General features: G+C 65.0%; 16 protein-coding genes. 10 read left to right on the top strand and 6 right to left on the bottom strand.

The features are described 5' to 3' along the window. Positions 1–202: 202 nt before the first annotated feature. A complete protein-coding gene (locus J6595_RS21745) occupies positions 203–1,141 on the bottom strand; it encodes a ring-cleaving dioxygenase (RefSeq protein ID WP_209597723.1) in 939 nt (312 codons plus the stop codon). Positions 1,142–1,338: 197 nt separating this feature from the next. Here J6595_RS21745 and J6595_RS21740 point away from each other — a divergent pair, with 197 nt between their 5' ends. After that, positions 1,339–1,971: a hypothetical protein gene (locus J6595_RS21740; protein ID WP_209597721.1), complete on the top strand. Its 633-nt coding sequence runs from the start codon at positions 1,339–1,341 to the stop codon at positions 1,969–1,971. Between the two features lie 63 nt (positions 1,972–2,034). Here J6595_RS21740 and J6595_RS21735 read toward each other — a convergent pair whose 3' ends face one another. From J6595_RS21735 to J6595_RS22900, 3 genes are all read right to left on the bottom strand, one after another. Next, positions 2,035–4,572 carry a heavy metal translocating P-type ATPase gene (locus J6595_RS21735; protein ID WP_209597719.1) on the bottom strand — a complete coding sequence of 846 codons (2,538 nt, stop codon included), beginning with the start codon at positions 4,570–4,572 and terminating at the stop codon, positions 2,035–2,037. A 217-nt stretch (positions 4,573–4,789) separates the two neighbouring features. Beyond that, a complete protein-coding gene (locus tag J6595_RS21730) occupies positions 4,790–5,719 on the bottom strand; it encodes a cation diffusion facilitator family transporter (protein ID WP_342453265.1) in 930 nt (309 codons plus the stop codon). Further along, positions 5,698–6,048 carry a hypothetical protein gene (locus J6595_RS22900; protein ID WP_342453263.1) on the bottom strand — a complete coding sequence of 117 codons (351 nt, stop codon included), beginning with the start codon at positions 6,046–6,048 and terminating at the stop codon, positions 5,698–5,700. Before J6595_RS22900 ends, J6595_RS21730 begins: the two co-directional genes overlap by 22 nt. Here J6595_RS22900 and J6595_RS21725 point away from each other — a divergent pair. After that, on the top strand, positions 6,047–6,859 hold the full coding sequence (locus J6595_RS21725; RefSeq protein WP_209597715.1) for a PhzF family phenazine biosynthesis protein: 813 nt from the start codon (positions 6,047–6,049) through the stop codon (positions 6,857–6,859). The two genes, J6595_RS22900 and J6595_RS21725, sit on opposite strands and share 2 nt — an antisense overlap. 33 nt (positions 6,860–6,892) lie before the next feature. Here J6595_RS21725 and J6595_RS21720 read toward each other — a convergent pair whose 3' ends face one another. Both J6595_RS21720 and J6595_RS21715 read right to left on the bottom strand, forming a co-directional pair. After that, on the bottom strand, positions 6,893–7,345 hold the full coding sequence (locus J6595_RS21720) for a DNA polymerase III subunit chi (protein WP_209597713.1): 453 nt from the start codon (positions 7,343–7,345) through the stop codon (positions 6,893–6,895). A 122-nt stretch (positions 7,346–7,467) separates the two neighbouring features. After that, positions 7,468–8,976: a leucyl aminopeptidase gene (locus tag J6595_RS21715; protein WP_209597711.1), complete on the bottom strand. Its 1,509-nt coding sequence runs from the start codon at positions 8,974–8,976 to the stop codon at positions 7,468–7,470. Between the two features lie 539 nt (positions 8,977–9,515). Here J6595_RS21715 and J6595_RS21710 point away from each other — a divergent pair. The 8 genes from J6595_RS21710 to J6595_RS21675 all read left to right on the top strand — a co-directional run bounded on the left by J6595_RS21710 (position 9,516) and on the right by J6595_RS21675 (position 18,021). Continuing rightward, on the top strand, positions 9,516–10,706 hold the full coding sequence (locus tag J6595_RS21710; RefSeq protein ID WP_209597708.1) for an LptF/LptG family permease: 1,191 nt from the start codon (positions 9,516–9,518) through the stop codon (positions 10,704–10,706). Then, positions 10,706–11,785 (top strand): LPS export ABC transporter permease LptG, encoded by a 1,080-nt coding sequence (gene lptG, locus J6595_RS21705; RefSeq protein WP_209597706.1) that lies wholly within the window; start codon positions 10,706–10,708, stop codon positions 11,783–11,785. Before J6595_RS21710 ends, lptG begins: the two co-directional genes overlap by 1 nt. A 147-nt stretch (positions 11,786–11,932) precedes the next feature. After that, on the top strand, positions 11,933–14,236 hold the full coding sequence (locus J6595_RS21700) for an LPS-assembly protein LptD (protein ID WP_342453262.1): 2,304 nt from the start codon (positions 11,933–11,935) through the stop codon (positions 14,234–14,236). A 318-nt stretch (positions 14,237–14,554) separates the two neighbouring features. Further along, entirely contained in the window at positions 14,555–15,508 is a 954-nt protein-coding gene (locus tag J6595_RS21695) for a peptidylprolyl isomerase (RefSeq protein ID WP_209597702.1), read from the top strand. Then, positions 15,505–16,560, top strand: coding sequence for a 4-hydroxythreonine-4-phosphate dehydrogenase PdxA (gene pdxA / locus J6595_RS21690; protein WP_209597701.1), 1,056 nt, complete (start codon positions 15,505–15,507; stop codon positions 16,558–16,560). Before J6595_RS21695 ends, pdxA begins: the two co-directional genes overlap by 4 nt. Continuing rightward, complete coding sequence (rsmA, locus tag J6595_RS21685; protein WP_209597699.1) at positions 16,560–17,387, top strand: 16S rRNA (adenine(1518)-N(6)/adenine(1519)-N(6))-dimethyltransferase RsmA; 828 nt, start codon at positions 16,560–16,562, stop codon at positions 17,385–17,387. The genes pdxA and rsmA overlap by 1 nt, the downstream gene beginning before the upstream one ends. 87 nt (positions 17,388–17,474) lie before the next feature. Further along, positions 17,475–17,732 (top strand): type II toxin-antitoxin system ParD family antitoxin, encoded by a 258-nt coding sequence (locus J6595_RS21680; protein WP_209597697.1) that lies wholly within the window; start codon positions 17,475–17,477, stop codon positions 17,730–17,732. Continuing rightward, a complete protein-coding gene (locus J6595_RS21675; RefSeq protein WP_209597695.1) occupies positions 17,722–18,021 on the top strand; it encodes a type II toxin-antitoxin system RelE/ParE family toxin in 300 nt (99 codons plus the stop codon). Before J6595_RS21680 ends, J6595_RS21675 begins: the two co-directional genes overlap by 11 nt. The last annotated feature ends 87 nt before the right edge of the window (positions 18,022–18,108 follow it).

Below are 18,108 nucleotides of genomic sequence, written 5' to 3'. Positions count from 1 at the left end.
AACTGCGGCAGAGGGTCTCTTCTTCGCTTCGTCGCATATCGACGAGCAACGAGAGCGAACGATCGTTCGCAAATCTAGCCACCTTCCGACCAGATTACGACAGGCAAGCGATCACAACTGCGAATAATTCCGTGAGGGCATGAAAATTCCGTGCACGTGCCCTTGTGCGCGGTAACAGTCGAAGATGGCTCGACACCAGCTTTCAGAGTTCGGGAAGCGTCGCCTCGATCCGGTGACGCAAGGCTTCGAACTGGTCGGGGAGCATGAGTCCGGTGCCAAGGGCGGCCTCGGCCTCGTCGACGGCAAATCCCGGACCGTCCGTGGCGATTTCGAACAGGACGTGGCCGGGCTCGCGAAAATAGACCGAACGAAAATACTTCCGGTCCTTCTGCTCGGTGACGGCCCGACCGTGATCGGAGGCGAGCTTTTGAGCCATCGCCTCCTGCGCGGCGTCGTCCGTGGCCCGGAAAGCCAGATGATGGACGCTGCCGCGGCCGGGCCGCGGCTTCAGAAAGCCGCCGACCGCGTGGAGATCGACGATGCCGCCGATCGCAGCGCCCGACGTGTAGCGCTGGCGCGAGCCCTCCTCACCGCCTTTCGCAAAGCCGAAGACATCGGTCAGGATCGCAGCGGTCGGCTCGGCCGCCTCGAGAAGCAGGCTGACGCCGTGAACGCCCCTTATCGCGTGTTCCGCCGGCACCTCCCCGGACGAAGGCACCGCGGTGTTCTCTTCGGGCGATGCGGGTGGAGCCGCTCCGACGAAGGACAGCCGCATGCCGTCGGCGTCCCTGAACGGCAGCACGCTCTGGGAGAATCGCTTCTCGATGCCGCTATGTTCGACGCCCTTCTCGACCAGCCGGTGCGACCAGTAGCCGAGCGAAGCGGCCGGCGCGGCGAGCATGATCTCCTCGACCTCGCCGACACCGACGCGGCCCGGCGCGGCATGTTCGATGGGAAAGAAGGTGACGATCGTGCCGGGCGCGCCCGCCTGATTACCGAAATAAAGATGATAGGCGCTCGGATCGTCGAAATTGACGGTTTTCTTGACCAGCCTGAGGCCGAGGACGCGACTGTAGAAATCGAGATTCCTCGCCGCATGTCCCGCGATCGCGGTCACATGATGGATTCCGGCACTCTTCATCGCGCACCCCGCTCTCTTTGCGACCACAAAGCCAAGTCTTCAGCCGCCTGAAGATACGATCGGAGCGGGGGCCTCGCAATCTTGTCGGAATGTCTCATCTTCGGACGCCGACCGGAAATCGCCGGGTTGTCGAGGAAAGACGGTCCGCAAGGAGCGACGCCGAAAGCGCGTTCGGCACAACGCCAGGAAAGGACGCCATGCTGGAATGGATCACCGCCAATTCCGCTCTGATCAACGTCCTCGCCAATCTCGGCATGCTGGCAATCTGGGCGTTCTATCTGCAGATGCTGTTTTCGAGCTTCAAGCGCGAGCGCCGTCCGCGGCTCCTGATCACACGCGGTCTGAGATCCGATCTGGACTCGCGCTGCCTCGTCACCAATATGAGCCGCGACACGGTCTTCGTGCGCTCGATCATCGTCACTCTGGAAACCGGAGGGGGCGAACTGCGCTACCCCGTCACCGAAATCGAGCGAATTGAAAACCGCGGCGATTCCACCGACATCAAGCAGCAGACCCGCCAGGGCCCGCTGGAATCCGGGGCGATGCGCGATCTCGGCAGTTTCGCATCGATCGTCACCCATGTCCTCGAATACAAGGGGCCGGACGATTCGCCTGGCCCGCACAATGGCTGGAAAGGGCTGACAGGCCTGACCATCACCGTCATCGGCGTCTACGGGCCCGACGACGTCAGCATCTGGGCCAAGCGGTCCTATGACGTCGTGGCCAGGGACGGCAGCGTCCGGCTCAGCCCGCGCACCATCGATGCCGAACAGATCCGCTCGTCAAAGGAGCGGCGCGAGATCGATCAGATGCTGCGCGAGGATCTGTGAGCGGCAAGGCCGTAATTCACCCGCAGCAGCTGACGCACCGCCATCCCGGCAGATGCGGCCCGCTCAGACTTCGGCGAGAGGGCTCCCATGCAGGCCTGGCCGTACACGGCGTTGGCGTGCGCCCTTCTCCCTGCCGGCTTTCGCACGAGCCACGAAACGAAGCCGCAACGCATTCGACAGGACGAAGACACTGGACAGCGCCATGGCGCCGGCCGCCAGCATCGGCGAGAGCATCACGCCATAGGACGGATAGAGCGCACCCGCAGCCACCGGGATCAGCGCGACATTGTAGCCGAAGGCCCAGAACAGGTTCTGGCGAATATTCGCCATGGTCCGGCCGCTGACCTCGAAGGCGTTGAGGACGCCGGCAAGATCTCCCGACATCAGGACGACGTCGGCGCTCTCGATGGCGACATCGGTGCCGCTGCCGACGGCGATGCCGATATCGGCCGCGGCGAGCGCTGGAGCGTCGTTGATGCCATCCCCCACGAACGCCACCCGTCGCCCGCCCTGTTGCAGGGATCTGATCGCCTCGACCTTGCCGTCCGGCATCACGCCGGCGACGACGTGATCGATGCCGAGTTCTCCGGCGACAGCCTCGGCCGTCGACTGGACGTCCCCGGAAATCATCGCGACCTGGCGCCCCGTGCCGTGCAGGGCGTCGACCACGCGGCGGCTTTCCGGCCGGATCGGGTCGCAGACGGCAATCACGGCAGCCGCCACCCCGTCGATCGCGACAAAGACTGGCGAACTGGAGGCGCTTGCCAGCCTCTCGTTCTCGGCCTCGAGGACTTTGGTCGAGACGCCTTCGGAGTCCAGAAAGCGCTGCGAGCCGACGAGGACGGCCCTGCCCTCGACCGTCGCGGCCGCGCCGAGACCGGTCACGGAGCGAAAGCCGGTGGCGACCGGAAGCTCGATGCCGCGTCCTTTCGCGCTTTCGACCAGGGCATTTGCGATTGGATGCTCGGACGCCATTTCGGCCGCGCCGGCAAGGCGCGCGACGTCGGAACGCCGGAACCCCGGCGCGAGAACGAACTCGGTCAGGCGCGGGCGCCCCTCGGTCAAGGTACCGGTCTTGTCGAATGCGACGACGTCGACGGCGTCGAGCCCTTGCAGGGCATCTCCCTTGCGGAACAGAACGCCGAGCTCGGCCGCCCGTCCGGTCCCGACCATGATCGACGTCGGCGTCGCCAGCCCCATGGCGCAGGGACACGCGATGATCAGCACCGCCACGGCGGCGACGAGCGCCTGCGACAGCGACGGACCAAAGGCGAGCCAGAGAACGAAGGTCAGCGCCGCCGCCGCCAGCACTGCCGGCACGAACACCATCGTCACCTTGTCGACCATGGCCTGGATCGGCAGCTTTGCCCCTTGCGCCGTTTCGACCATGCGGATGATCTGCGACAGCACCGTGTCCGAACCGACTTTCTCGGCGCGGAAGGCGAGACTGCCGGCCCCGTTCACCGTGCCGCCCACCACCGTGGCGCCGGCCCGCTTTTCAACCGGAGACGGCTCGCCGGTCAGCATCGATTCGTCGACAAAGCTCGTCCCCTCGGTCACGGTGCCGTCGACGGCGATCCGCTCGCCGGGCCGCACCAGGACGACATCGCCGACGCGCAGGGCTTCGATCGCGACCTCGACCGGCTGTCCATCCCGCAGAACCCGCGCCGTCTTCGCCTTCAATCCGGCGAGCTTGCGGATCGCGGCGCCGGTCCGTCCCTTGGCCCGTTCCTCCATGAGACGGCCTGCGAGAATGAAAACGACGATGACGGCGGCCGCCTCGTAATAGACGCCGCTCGCCCCCTCAGGCATGAGCGAGGGCAGGAAGGTCTCGAAAGCGGAATAGAGAAAGGCAGCCCCCGTGCCGAGCGCGACGAGGGAGTTCATGTCGGGCGTGAAGCGCCACAGAGCCGGAATACCCTTGGCGAAGAACCGCCGGCCCGGCCCGGCAAGGACAAGGCCGGTCAGCACGAACTGCACGACGAGGAGCGAGAAGGACCCGACGCCCGCCTCCAGCCACCGGCCAAAAGAGGGCATGACATGCCCGCCCATGGCAATGACGACGACGGGCACCGCCATCACCGAGGCAAGAACGAGTTCGCGCATCAACACGGCCTGCTCGGCCTTGTGGCGCCCGTCGATGTCGGCGCCGGTGCCGGCCTCCACGCCGCGAAGGCTCGCCGGATAACCGGCGGCTTGACAGGCCTCGGTCATCGTCCGGGGGTCGACAGCGCCGTCCAGATAAGAAACCGAGGCCGTCGATGCGGCAAGGTTCACCGTCGCATCAACGACCCCCGGAACCGCTTTCAGCGCCTTTTCCGCCCGCCCGACGCAGGACGCGCAGCTGAGGCCGTCGACATCGAGCGTCACCTCGGCAAGACGCGCCGGATAGCCGGCTTTCTCGAGCGCCGAGACGAGCGCCGGCGCGTCCGCCGCGTCGCCGAAATTCACGGTCGCGGTGCCGCGTGGGAGGTTGACACTGGCGGCCGTGACGCCCCCGACCGTCTCCAGCGCGGTCTCGACCCGCTTCACGCAGGACGCGCAACTCATGCCGTCGACGGGAAAGGTCAGCGAGAAAGCCGTGCCGGTGTTCGTGCTCATTGGTCGTCTCCTTGCCGAGAGGCGTTCGCTCCCGATCGGCGGCAAGGCCGGCGAGCGGTGGAGCGAAATGGTTCGGACACACCAACGGCGTCCGTCCCCTCGGCTTCGAGAGATCGGGCTTCCACTAACGGGAAGGTCAAGAGCTGCGGCGCGCCGCGGCGCCGATTTCGTCAGGATCTTCTCGCGCCTTCGACCGGGGCTTCGCTGAAACAGCTGCTCAGCCGGCTGGGACAGGCGCCGACGGTTCATTCTCATGGGCGGCGTCGTGGCCGTGCGCCGGCTTGTCCCTTGCTGCCTCCCGCTCGTCGAGCGGGCAGACAGCCGGCGGACCGCCGAAATCGATCTCGATCGTCGAGTGATCGATGCCGAACCGCTCCGCGAGCAGAGCCTTGACCCGCGTCACGGCCGTGCTGGCGTCGGCGCCCTCGTCCAGGCGAATGTTCATCGTCGCCAATGGCTGGCCGGAGGTGATCGACCAGACATGGACATGCTCGACCGAAGCGACGCCTTCGACCTCTTGCTTCAGCGTGTCGACGAGGTCTTCGGGCACGATATCACCCGGTGTGCCCTCCATCAGGATGTTCAGGGTGTTCTTGAGAAGGACCCATGCGCTTCTCAGGATGATCGCCGAAAGGAGCACCGAGAGGATCGGGTCGATCGGTGTCCAGCCGGTGAAATAGATGGCGATCGCCGCGACGATGGCTGCGACCGAGCCGAGAAGATCGCCGAGGACATGAAGCAGCGCGCCGCGAATGTTCACATGCTCCTGGTCGCCCTGGCGCAGCATGAAGAATACGCCGATATTGACCAGAAGACCGATGACCGCGATCGCCAACATCGGGCCGGCAAGCACCGTCTCGGGCGCGATCAGCCGCATCACCGCCTCATAGGCGATCCAGATGATCAAAAGGATCAGCGCCACGGCGTTGATGAAGCCGGCGAGGATCTCGAAGCGCATGTAGCCGAAGGTGCGCCGGTCGTCGGATTTTCTCTGTCCGAAGTGAAAGCCGGCCCAGGCCAGTGCCAAAGCGGCCGAATCGGTCAGCATGTGTCCGGCATCGGCGACCAGCGCCAGCGAGCCCGAGAGCAGTCCGCCGACCCCCTCGACGATCATGAAGCCGAAGGTCAGCAGAAAGCCGAACAACACCGCCCGCTCGTTCGCGCTGGACACTGACGGGGCGTGACTGTGATGGCCGTGATCGTGGCCTTCGTGCCCATGCCCATGCCCATGCCCATGATGATCATGCGAATGGGCGTCGCCCCCGTCTGCGTGATCGTGATGCTTCGTGTCCGATTGTCCGGCTGCCATGAACTCTGCTCCTGTCGGACAGGAATGATAGCGGACGCCACGCCGCTGACACCCGCCACGCCCGATCGGCTGCGATTTTTTGCATCGGTGACAGGAATTGCTTGGCCTTCGGCGGTCAAAGCCGTCAAATCCTGACGAGCGACGAAACGATCCAAGGTCCCGATCATGAAAACCCTTCCGATCTATCAGGTCGACGCGTTCACCAGCCGGCTGTTTGCCGGCAATCCGGCTGCCGTGGTGCCGCTCGAGGAATGGCTTTCCGACGCGACGTTGCAGACGATCGCGGCCGAGAACAATCTGTCGGAGACCGCATTCTTCGTGCCCGCCGGCGAGGCGAAGTGGGAGCTTCGCTGGTTCACACCGACGATCGAGGTCCCGCTCTGCGGCCACGCCACGCTCGCCACCGCCTTCGTCATCACCGAAGTGCTCGGCGAAGCCGCCGGGACGCTGACCTTCTCGACCCGCATGGTCGGCGATCTCACCGTGAGCCGCGATGCCGACGGCTGGTTCGTCATGCGGTTTCCACGCCGCACGCAAAATGACGACGTCGCGGTCGAACCGGTCGCGGCGGCCCTCGGCCGGCGACCCGACCGGGTGGTCGAGTTCGCCACCCCCGGCGACACGTCCTGGCTCGCGGTGTATGCGGACGAGGCCGACGTCGTGGGCCTTCGGCCAGACAGCCGGGCGATTGCCGATCTGCCGCCGCTCAACGTCATTGCGACGGCGCCGGGGCTTTCGGTCGATTTCGTCTCGCGCATGTTCGCCCCGAAAGCTGGTATCGACGAAGACCCGGTCACGGGCTCGGCGCATTGCTCGCTCGTTCCCTATTGGGCGGAAAGGCTCGGCAAGGAGAGTTTCACGGCCAGACAGGTCTCGGCGCGCGGAGGAGACCTGCGGTGCCAGCTCGACGGCGACACCGTCGTGGTTTGCGGCGAGGCCGTGCTTTATCTGAAGGGCGAGATCGCGCTGCCGGAGTGAGGAGCAAAAGGAGGCGGAAGGGAAAAAGTCGCCTTACGCCTTCTTCACCCAGCGGCCTTCCTCGGTCTGCTGCCAATAGGTGACGGCGTGGCCGGCGGCCTTCTCGACCTTCCAGCGGCCCCTGGCGGTGTCGAGCTGCTCGGCGTCGTGGCCATCGAACAGATAGACCGCCCGAACGTAGCCGCTCAGCGTATCGGGGACGGCGCCGTCGACGAGGAACCGCACATGCGGTTCGTTCGCCCGCTGACCCGCCTCGGTCGTCAGGAGCACCGGCTGCAGCGCGCCGGAGCTTTCCCGGTCGCTGCCATGGGGCAGGAAACTGTCCTCGCGATAGGTCCACAGATGGTTGTCGAGGGCGTCCCGCCGCTCATCGCTGGAGCACTGGACGACGACACGCCATCCCCGCGCCAGCGACTTTTCCAGAAGATCCGGCAGCGCCTGTTCCAGCCGGCTTTCGGTCAGATGGTAAAACAGGACTTCCGTCATGGGTGGCGGTTCCGTGAGACGCGCCGACGGCACGGCCAAGTCTGGCCGCGCCGCCGCGATGCCCCGGGACTTTCGCCGATCCGGGCCTGAAAGGGAAGGCGTTTGCCGCCCTCCCCGAACGATCACTGCGACTGGTAGTGATCCGCGACCAGCCTGTCGAGCAGGCGGACGCCGAAGCCCGACGCCCAGGACTGGTTGTACTCGTTCGACGGCGAGCCCATGGCCGTGCCGGCGATGTCGAGATGCGCCCAGGGCACATCGTTGACGAAGCGCTGCAGGAACTGCGCCGCGGTGATCGACCCGCCGGCGCGGCCGCCGCCGATATTCTTGATGTCGGCGAACTTGCCCTCGATCATCTTGTCGTATTCGCGCCCGAGCGGCATACGCCAGACCTTCTCGCCACTGGCCTTGCCGGCGGCCGTCAGGCGCTCGGCGAGCTCGTCATTGTTGGAGAAAAGGCCGGCATGATGGTTGCCGAGGGCGACGATGATCGCGCCGGTCAGGGTCGCCAGATTGACCATGAACTGCGGCTTGAACCGGTCCTGGCAATACCAGAGCGCATCGGCGAGGACGAGCCGGCCCTCGGCGTCGGTGTTGAGCACCTCGATGGTGGTGCCGGACATCGCCGTGACGATGTCGCCCGGCCGCTGGGCGGCGCCGTCGACGGCGTTCTCGACGAGGCCGACGATGCCGATGGCGTTGACCTTGGCCTTGCGGCCGGCGAGCGCCCGCATCAGCCCGACGACGGCGGCCGAGCCGCCCATGTCGCCCTTCATGTCCTCCATGCCGCCGGCCGGCTTGATCGAGATGCCGCCGGTGTCGAAGACGACGCCCTTGCCGACGAAGGCGACGGGCTGCTCGCCCTCGGCGCCGCCGTTCCAGCGCATGATGGCAAGCCGCGGCGGACGCGGCGAGCCCTGCGCGACGCCGAGCAGAGCGTGCATCTTCAATTCGCGCATTTCATCTTCGCCGAGGATCTCGACATCGATCCCGTGCGCCGTCAGTTCCTTGATCCGGTCGGCATATTCGACCGGGCCGAGGATATTGGCCGGCTCGTTGACGAGGTCGCGGGCGAGCATCGTGCCGGCCGCGATCGCTTCCTCGGCGGCGAAGGCCTCGCGGGCGGCGTCCGGGTCCTCGACGGCGAAGGTCAAGGTGGCGGGCTTGCCATCGGTCTCCTTGTCGTCGTCCTCGCCCGGCTTGGCCTTCTTGGATTTGTAGAGGTCGAATTCATAAGCTCTGAGGAGCGCGCCGCTCGCCATGCGCGCAGCCTCCGCCGCCGCAACGGGGTTTGCCGGCATTTCGCATCGAATGGTGACGGTGGCCGCGCGTTTGGTCTTGGCGAGGATCGTGCCGCCGAGCTTGAGGAAGTCCTCCTCCGTTCGCGGGTCCTTCGAATGGGTGCCGACGACGAGAAGCCGATCGGCCTCGACGCCGGCGGGTGCGATGAGGTCGAGGGTCGAAAGGCCCTTGCCCTTGAACTTGGCGATCCTCGCCGCCTTGCCGACGGCTTCGCGCAGCGCCCCTGGCAGGCTCTCCGGTACCGATCCGCCCTCACCGGCCAAGACGACGAGGACGTCGCCGCCAGCGGCGCCGAGAGGGGCGAATTCGATTTTTGGAAGCGTTGCCATGAGATCTCCTGGTGTTTTCTGCGAGCACGGGCCGAAAGACCACCGCACGACCGCGCCGGTGAAGGGAGCCGGGTGGCAGTGCCATGCACCCTGTCTACCGGCTCGCCGCGCCGGCCATTCGGATCAAGCGCTCGGACCCGCCGGAATTTGAGCGTATCGATCGAATTTGCAAGGGCGCCGACGTCGATAGGATCGTTAACCAAGCCGCTTGACCGTTCCTTAGCCAAGGCGTGGGATTTTGGAGCTGCGGCGCCAAGGTGCAGGCCGACATTCACAATCGCGTTTGATCGAGAAGCGGCGAGGCACATGCGACCCAGCCCCGTGCAGACGATTGCCGGAACGGCAAAGAACGGAGCCGGCACGCCGACGACGCTGCGACTTTCGCCGCGCTGCTCGACAAGGCCCGTCGGCGGGGCTATTGCGTCGTCGGCATTCGATGCGGCGGACACGAGCTGGCGCCGCAGGCGGCCGGCCACGCCGACGCCTCGTCACGGCAAATCCCCGAGGAGCCGCTTCTTGACCGCCTGGCGCCGACCGACATGACGATCCTGGAACGCTACGTCTTCCGGCGCGCCCTGCTGAACTCGCTCGGGGCCCTGGCCTCGCTGGTGATGATCGTGTGGATCGTCCAGGCGCTGTCGCGGGTCGACATCGTCAAGTCGACGGCCTCGGCGGCGGGCAATGTGTTCTGGATCGCGCTCATGCTTCTGCCGGATCTTGCCGCCGGCATCATCCCCTTCGCCGTCCTGATCGGATGCGTCCAGACGCTGAACGGGCTCAACGCCGATTCGGAGCGGGCCGTGATGGCCGCATCCGGCGCGTCGCCGAAGGTCGTGGCGAAGCCGATCGTCATCCTCGGCATTCTGAGCGGTCTGGTGATTCTCCTGATCTCGCACGTCATCGGCCCGATGTCGTCGCAAGCGTTCCGCAACGGGATCCGCGCCATCAACGCCGACACGATCACGCTGTTTCTCCAGCCGGGTCGCTTCGAAAAGGTGCAGGACGGGCTGGAACTGTCGATCGGCGCGGCAAGAGGCAAGAACATCGAGAGCCTGTTCATCGCCGATACGCGCGACCCGAAGATCGAACTGATCTATTTCGCCCGCGAGGCGCGCATCGCAGACGAGGACGGACGCTCGTTGCTTCTCTTGAGCGACGGCCAGCTGCACCGGCGCGACATGAAGGACGGTTCCGTCGCCGTCGTCGAGTTCCAGTCCTATGCCTTCGATCTCGCCGATCTGCAGCCGGCCAACAAGAGCGACTGGGTCCGCACGTCCGAGCGCTCGACCGCCGATCTCATCTCGCCCAATCCGGCCGACAAGCTCTATCGCGAGAACCCCGGCTCTTTGACCGCGGAGCTGACCGACCGGATGACCGAATGGCTCTATGCCATCGCCTTCGCCCTGTGGGCCGTCGTCGTCGCAGCCCATCCCCGCACCAATCGCCAGGCAAGCTCGGCCGCCATGACGCTCGGCATCATGGGCGGGCTCGGACTGAAGGCGCTCGGCTTCCTCGTCCTGGCGCAGGTCAGCAACGACACGAGCTGGGCTCTGGCCGCCTATGCCCTGCCGCTTGCGGCCATACTTCTCGACAGCTGGCTCATCCTCTTGAACACCGACATCGCCGAATGGACGATCTACCGGCGCATCGCCGAGGCTCTTCAGGCCCTGGGGAATTTCTTTGCGCGGCGTTTTGACGGCGGGAAAGATCGCGCGGCGGGAGCTCGCTGATGATGAACCATACGCTCAATCGCTATTTCCTGCGGCTGTATCTGTCGTCCTTTTTCTCGACGCTGCTCACGGTTTTCACGCTGGTCTATCTCGTCGACATGATCGAGCTCAGCCGCCGTGGCCGCACAGAGGTCCTCGGTTTCACGGGCGCTGCCGGCTATTCGGCGCTGCGGGTGCCGGCCTTCATGGAACAGGCGCTTCCGTTCATCATCCTGTTCGCATCGATCTTCACGCTGCTCAATCTCAACCGCCGGCTGGAGCTCGTCGTGGCGCGTGCCGCCGGCGTGTCGATCTGGCAGATCCTCCTGCCCTTCGCCTTCGGCTCGCTCTGTCTCGGCCTTGCCGCGACCTTCGTCTACAACCCGCTTGCCGCCTGGACGAAAGCGCAGGCCTCGACGATCGAATCGAGCGTCTTCGGCAACGCGCCGTCGAACACCGGCGAGGAGATCTGGCTGCGACAATCCGCAGACGGAGTGCGCTCCATCATCGGAGGCGCCGCCGTCAGCCAGGGCGGGACCGAGCTGAAACAGGTCAGCGCTTTCCTGTTCGGGCCGGACGGTTCGATCACCCAGCGCATCGATGCCGATCAGGCGACGCTGGAAAACGGACAGTGGGTGCTTTCCAAGCCGCGGGTGACGCGGATCGGCTATCCCCCGTCCTATCCCCAGCAATTTCGCCTGCCGACGACGCTGAAACCGGAATATGTCGAGCAGCGCGTCGCCGATCCGGAGGCGACGTCGGTCTGGTCGCTCCCCTCCGAAATCAAGGTCGCCTCGAGCCTCGGGCTCAATGCGAAGGCGTTTGACATGCAATACCAGATGCTTCTGGCCCGGCCGGCGCTGTTCCTCGCAATGACGCTCGTGGCTGCGACAGTTGGGACACGGTTCTCGAGAACTGCACAGGCTGGCCGCGCGATCGCCGCCGGGGTGCTGGCAGGGTTCACTCTCTACGTGGTAACGTTTCTCGCAAAGGCATTGGGGAGCAACGACATCGTTCCCCCCGTCGTAGCAGCATGGTTTCCGGTGTTGGCAGCGGGATCGTTGGGGGTAACGATCCTGCTCCATCAGGAGGATGGGTAGTCGATGAAATCGAGGGGGACGTTCGCAGCCGTACCGGGCGCGACCTGGCTTCGGCTGTGGGCAATTCTTCTTGTCGGAACAATGCTTTGCGCGTTTGGCGGGGTCTCCCCTGTCAGCGCACAGGCCGGGTTGCCCGCCGTTCCTTCGGTGCAAGACAAGAATGCCAAGCTGTTTCTGGCCGCCGATACGGTGACCTACGACACCAAGGGCGGTGCCGTCACCGCGACGGGCGGCGTGCAGATCGACTATGGCAAGTACAAGCTCGTCGCCCGCCGGCTGATTTACAACCAGAAAACGCGGCGACTCATCGCTGTCGGCGATGTTCAGCTGCAACAGCCGGACGGGAATCTCATCTACGCCGACCAGATCGACGTCACCGACGACTTCCGCGATGGCTTCATCGAAGCGCTTCGGCTGGAGACCCCCGAGGACACGCGTTTTGCGGCAGCGCAGGCGGTGCGCGAGAACGGCGACACCACCGTCTTCGAGCGGGGCGTCTACACCGCCTGCAAACCCTGCCGCGAGCATCCGGAGCGGGCGCCGCTCTGGCAGATCAAGGCGCGCCGGATCATCTGGGACGAAAAGGAAAAGGTGATCCGCTACTACGGAGCCCATTTCGAGCTCTTCGGCGCGCCCATCGCCTATCTTCCCTACTTCCAGTCACCCGATCCGACGGTGAAGCGCAAATCCGGCTTCCTCGCGCCGAACTTCAAGAGTTCCAGCGATCTCGGCTACGGCGTGCGCGTCCCCTATTTCATGGTCGTCAACGACAGCGCCGACGTGACGGTCGCGGGCACCTACTACACCAAGCAGGGCTTCCTCGCGGAGGCGGAATACCGCCAGGCCTTCGACAACGGCATGTTCACGATCAAGACTGCTGGAATCATCCAGCAGGATCAGGACACGTTCGACGCAAACACGCCCGACGCCGACAACAAGGCGCGCGGGATGATCGGGACGACGGGCAAGTTCGCCCTGTCCGACCGGTGGACTTTTGGCTGGGATGTTCTCGCGCAAAGCGACGCGAACTTCTCCAACACCTATGATATCGAGGGCTATTCGAGTTCGCGCCGCGCCTCCGAGATCTACCTGACCGGTCTCGGCAATCAGAGCTATTTCGACCTCAGGGCCCAGAAATTCGACTACCAGACGGACGACAAGGAGATTGCCAAGGAGCAGCCTTACGTCCTGCCGTCATTCGACTACGAGCGGATCGAACAGACGCCCGACATCGGCGGCGAACTGAAGTTCGAGGCCAATCTCGCCTCGATCTACCGCAACCACGATTCGGTCACCCGGATCTGCAACACCTACCTGTCCGGCGGCACCGACCCCGAGGACGATTGCGTCGCGCCCTTCAGCGGCAATCAGTTCAACCCGGACTATCTGCGATACAACGGCCTCGACGGCAGCTACACCCGCGCGACGGCAGGGCTGGAGTGGCGTAACAGCTACGTCTTGCCGTCAGGCCTCGTCTTGACGCCGATCGGCTCGGTGCGCGGCGACCTCTACACCGCCGACATGTCGAGCGACGGTTCCACCCTGCCCTTCTACGACGCCGGGACGGAAATCACCGACGCGGCCTTCGGCGCGGTCTCGATCGACGGCAGCGGCGGGCGCGGCATGGCGACGGCGGCGCTCGAAGCGCGCTATCCCTATCTCATCACCACCGCACACAGCAGCCACGTGATCGAGCCGATCGCCCAGATCATCGCCCGGCCGAACGAGAGCAAGATCGGCATGCTGCCGAACGAGGACGCCCAGACCCTCGTCTTCAGCACGGCGAACCTGTTTTCCCTCGACAAGTTTTCGGGCTACGACCGGGTGGAGGGCGGCACGCGCGCCAATGTCGGTCTGAAATATTCCGGCAGTTTCGACGGCGGCTATTCGATCGACGCCGTCGTCGGCCAATCCTATCATCTGGCAGGCGTGAATTCCTACGCCCAGCGCGATCTCAGCCTCGTCGGCTACGATTCCGGCCTGGAGACGGACGTCTCCGATTATGTCGGCTCGGTTTCCTTCGGCATGCCGTCGGGCGTCTCGGTCGGCACGCAGGGACGCTTCGATGAAAAGGACTTCGCGCTGCGGCGCGCCGATTTCTTCGGATCCTACGAGGGGGCCCGCTCTTCCGGCTACGTTGCCTACTCCTTCATCGCTGCGCAGCCGATCTATGGTTCGATCGAAGACCAGAACCAGATCAGCGGCGGCCTGTCGCTGAAATTCGACCAGAACTGGACGGCCTACGGCAGCGTCGCCTACGACATCAAGAACGACAACGTCATCCGCAGCGGCGTCGCTGTCGGCTGGGCCAACGAGTGCTACTCGATGCTGCTCGCCTACGAGGACGAAAACTCCAGCTATTCGTCCGATAGCGGGTCATCGACGGTGATGTTCAAGGTCGGCCTCAGGACGTTGACGAGGTTCAACGAGCCCTACGACATCGGTCTTTGATCGAGACGTCGCCGCTGCCATGGCCGCGTCGGCGGAAGCGGCCATCGGGCAGGTCGGCGCGTCGCGGAGAGATCGCACCCGCCGCTTTCCGGCATGGGTCCTCATCATGCTTTCGCCAAAGCTTGACGCTTGAATGCCGGCCTCGACGAACACCGTTGGCGCAACGTTTTGATCCGAATTTGCTTCTCATGTCGTCCCAAACCGCCTAAACGGGGGCAAAATGCGGTCGGGATCAATGGCGCGGAAGGTCTTCCGCACCCGCTTGCGGCTCGACGTTGCATCAGAAGATGTCACCTTGCGTGGGGAGCCTGAGCCTTGATGACGTTCAAGAAATCACTGACTAGCCTTGCCGTCGCAGCGGCCCTCGCCTTTTGTGTGGGCGCGCCGGCCGCTGTGTCGCTGGTGCCGACACCGGCGAAAGCGGCGTCGCAGGTCGCGGTGGTCGTCAACGGGCAGCCTGTCACCACCTATCAGATCCGCCAGCGCGCCGCTTTTCTCAAGCTTCGGCGCGAGGGCGGCAACCTGACGAAGAAGGCGACAGACGAGCTGATCGACGAAGCCCTCAAGACGCAGGAAATGCGCCGCCGGGGCGTGAGCATTCCCGACGAGGCCGTCGAGCAGGCCTTCCAGAACTTCGCCTCGCAGAACAAGCTCACCGTGGCGCAGCTGACCCAGGTTCTGTCGCGAGCCGGCTTCTCCGCCCAGGCCTTCAAGGACTATATCCGCGTCCAGATGGGCTGGGGCCAGGCGGTGCAGGCCAGCCTGCGCAAGAACGAGCAGGTGAGCGAGCAGGAAGCCGTGCAGCGCATGCTCGCCCAGGGCGGCAAGAAGCCGACGACCACCGAATACACGCTGCAGCAGGTGATCTTCGTCGTCCCGCCGGACGAGCGCAAGTCGCGTCTTTCCCTGCGCAAGCGCGAGGCCGAGGGAATGCGCTCGCGCATCCGGGGCTGCAAGGACACCTACGACATCGCCAAGAAGCTGATCGATGTGACAGTTCGCGATCTCGGTCGCGTCGCGACGCCGGCACTGCCGAGCCGCTGGAAGGACGCGATCGAGCGAACCGCGCCCGGCAAGACCACTCCGGTGCAGGAGACCGAGCGCGGCGCCGAATTCATCACCGTTTGCAACAGCCGCGAGGTCTCGGACGACGCCACCGCGGCCATGGTGTTCCGCTCTCGTGATCTCGCAAAGCTCGGAAAGGGCGAATCCGGCCCCGACAAGGAGCTTCTCGACAAGCTGCGCAAGAGCGCACAGATCGTGCGGAAATGACCCCTGGACAAAGCGTCGTCTCCCCCCTGGCGGTGACGCTGGGCGAGCCGTCCGGCGTCGGGCCGGACATTCTCCTGATGATGATGGCGGCGCCCGAGGCGGCCCTGCCTCCGCTCTTCGCCCTCGCCGATCCTGAAATGCTGGCCGAACGCGCCGACCGGCTCGGCCTTGCCGGAAAGGTGAGGATCGCAACCATCGATCGGCCCGAGGCGGCCGGGGATGCTCCGGCCGGCGCTCTTTCGGTGATCCCCCTCGCCCATCGACACGGCGAGACGCCTGGAACGCCGGCGCCCGCCAATGGGGCGGGCACCCTTGAAGCGATCGACCGAGCGGTGGCCTATGCGCTGGCCGGCCGCGCGTCCGGCATCGTCACGGGCCCGATCGACAAGAAGGCGCTCTACGACGTCGGCTTCAAACATCCCGGTCATACCGAATATCTGGCCGAACTGTGCTCAAGGCAGACACGAGGCACGCTGACGCCGGTCATGCTTCTGACCGGGCCGGAACTCTCCTGCGTTCCCGTCACCATCCACATTCCGCTTTCCGAGGTGCCGAAGCAGCTGACCACCGAGCTGATCGTGACGACCTGCCGCATCACCGCAGCCGACTATCGCCATCGGCTCGGCATCGAAAATCCCCGCCTTGCCGTCTCCGGCCTCAACCCTCATGCCGGCGAAAAGGGCGCGATCGGCCATGAGGACGACGCTGTCATCCGGCCAGCTGTCGAGATTCTGCAGGCCGAGGGGATAGACGCCGTCGGCCCCCTACCCGGCGACACCATGTTCCATGGGCCGGCGCGGGCGCGCTACGACGTCGCCATCTGCATGTATCACGATCAGGCTTTAATTCCGGCCAAGACGCTGGCCTTCGACGAGACCGTCAACGTCACGCTCGGCCTTCCGATCATCCGCACCTCGCCCGACCATGGCACGGCGGCCGACATCGCCGGCACAGGCAAGGCGCGGCCCGACAGCTTCCGCGCCGCGCTTACGCTTGCCTGGCGGATGGCCAGGCTCGAGGCGAACGCCGCGCGGATCGCATTGCCAGCCTGATGCCTTCGCCCGATGGACTGCCGCCGCTGCGCGACGTGATCGAGGCTCATGGCCTTGCTCCGAAGAAAAGCCTCGGCCAGAACTTTCTCCTCGATCTCAATCTCACCGGCCGCATCGCCCGGCAGGCACTGCCGCTGGGCGAGGCGACCGTCGTCGAGGTCGGCCCCGGCCCCGGCGGCCTGACGCGCGCCCTGCTCGCCGAAGGAGCAAAGAAGGTCGTCGCCATCGAAAAGGACCCGCGCTGCATCGCCGCTCTGGAGGAGATCGCCGCGCACTATCCCGGCCGGCTGGAGATCATCTCAGCCGATGCCCTGACGGTCGATCTTTCCGAACTGGCGAAGGGTGGCACGGTGAAGATCGTCGCCAATCTCCCCTACAATGTCGGCACGCAGCTTCTCCTCGACTGGCTGACGGCCGAGGAGTGGCCACCCGCCTGGGAAAGCCTGACGCTGATGTTCCAGAAGGAGGTCGCCCAGCGCATCGTCGCGGCGCCCGGCTCGAACCATTACGGCCGGCTGTCGGTCCTTGCCGGCTGGCGCGCGCGGGCGGCGATCCTTTTCGACGTTTCGCCGGCCGCCTTCACCCCGCCGCCCAAGGTGACGTCGTCGATCGTCCAGCTCGTCCCGCGCGAAGCACCCATGCCGGCTGCGCTGCCAAAGCTCGAAACAGTCACCGCCGCCGCCTTCGGCCAACGCCGCAAGATGCTGCGCCAGAGCCTAAAGGCCCTCGGCGGCGAAGCTCTGCTGACGAGAGTCGGCATCGACCCACAGCGCCGGGCCGAGACACTCAGCGTCGATGAGTTCGTGCGGCTGGCGAATGCGAGCTGACGGGGCCGGCGATCCAGGGCTTGATTTCAAATCGGCCCAAGGCAATCTTACCGCCCAAGTGCCCAAGCAGGCAAAAGAGGTGTTGCCATGGCAACCATGACAGTTTTCCTGTCGTCAGACTTAAAGACGTGGGTCGAGTCACAGGTCAAAAGTGGTCAATACGACGATGCTGGCGACTACGTACGCGAGCTGATCCGCCTCGATCACGCCCGTGCCGAAGCGAGATTAGATCTACAGCAAATCGTCGACAACGCACTGGCCAGTGGAATCAGCGAAAAAGGTCCCGACGAGCTCCTGGCAGAGGCACGAGCACGTTTTCGTCAAGCAAGCGATCATGACCTATAGGTTGTCAGCTCTTGCCGAGCAGGACTTCTATGAAATTTACCGGGAGGGCGCTCTGCAATTTGGAGAAAAGCAGGCGGACGATTATCTGGCGAATCTCATGAAGACCCTGGCACTGATTGCCGCCAATCCCGAGATGGCGCGGGAGCGGCGCGAGGTCAAACCGCCGGTCCGTGTCCATCCTTTTCGGGCGCATCTCATCATTTACACGATACAGGACAGCGATATTCTGGTGCTGCGCCTGCCACGTGGCAGTCGAGAATGGGAAAGATTGCTCCGGCCGCAAGATTGAGGGTCCTTGGTGCGCCGTTATCCCGTTAGCAGAAAACTCTGCTTTTGGCTTGTGACACTTTGCGCGATCGTCAAGCTCGGCAGCCCG

This window comes from Jiella mangrovi (genome assembly GCF_017815135.1).
Taxonomy (GTDB): Bacteria; Pseudomonadota; Alphaproteobacteria; order Rhizobiales; family Rhizobiaceae; genus Jiella; species Jiella mangrovi.
This window is presented reverse-complemented; position numbering and strand designations above follow the sequence as displayed.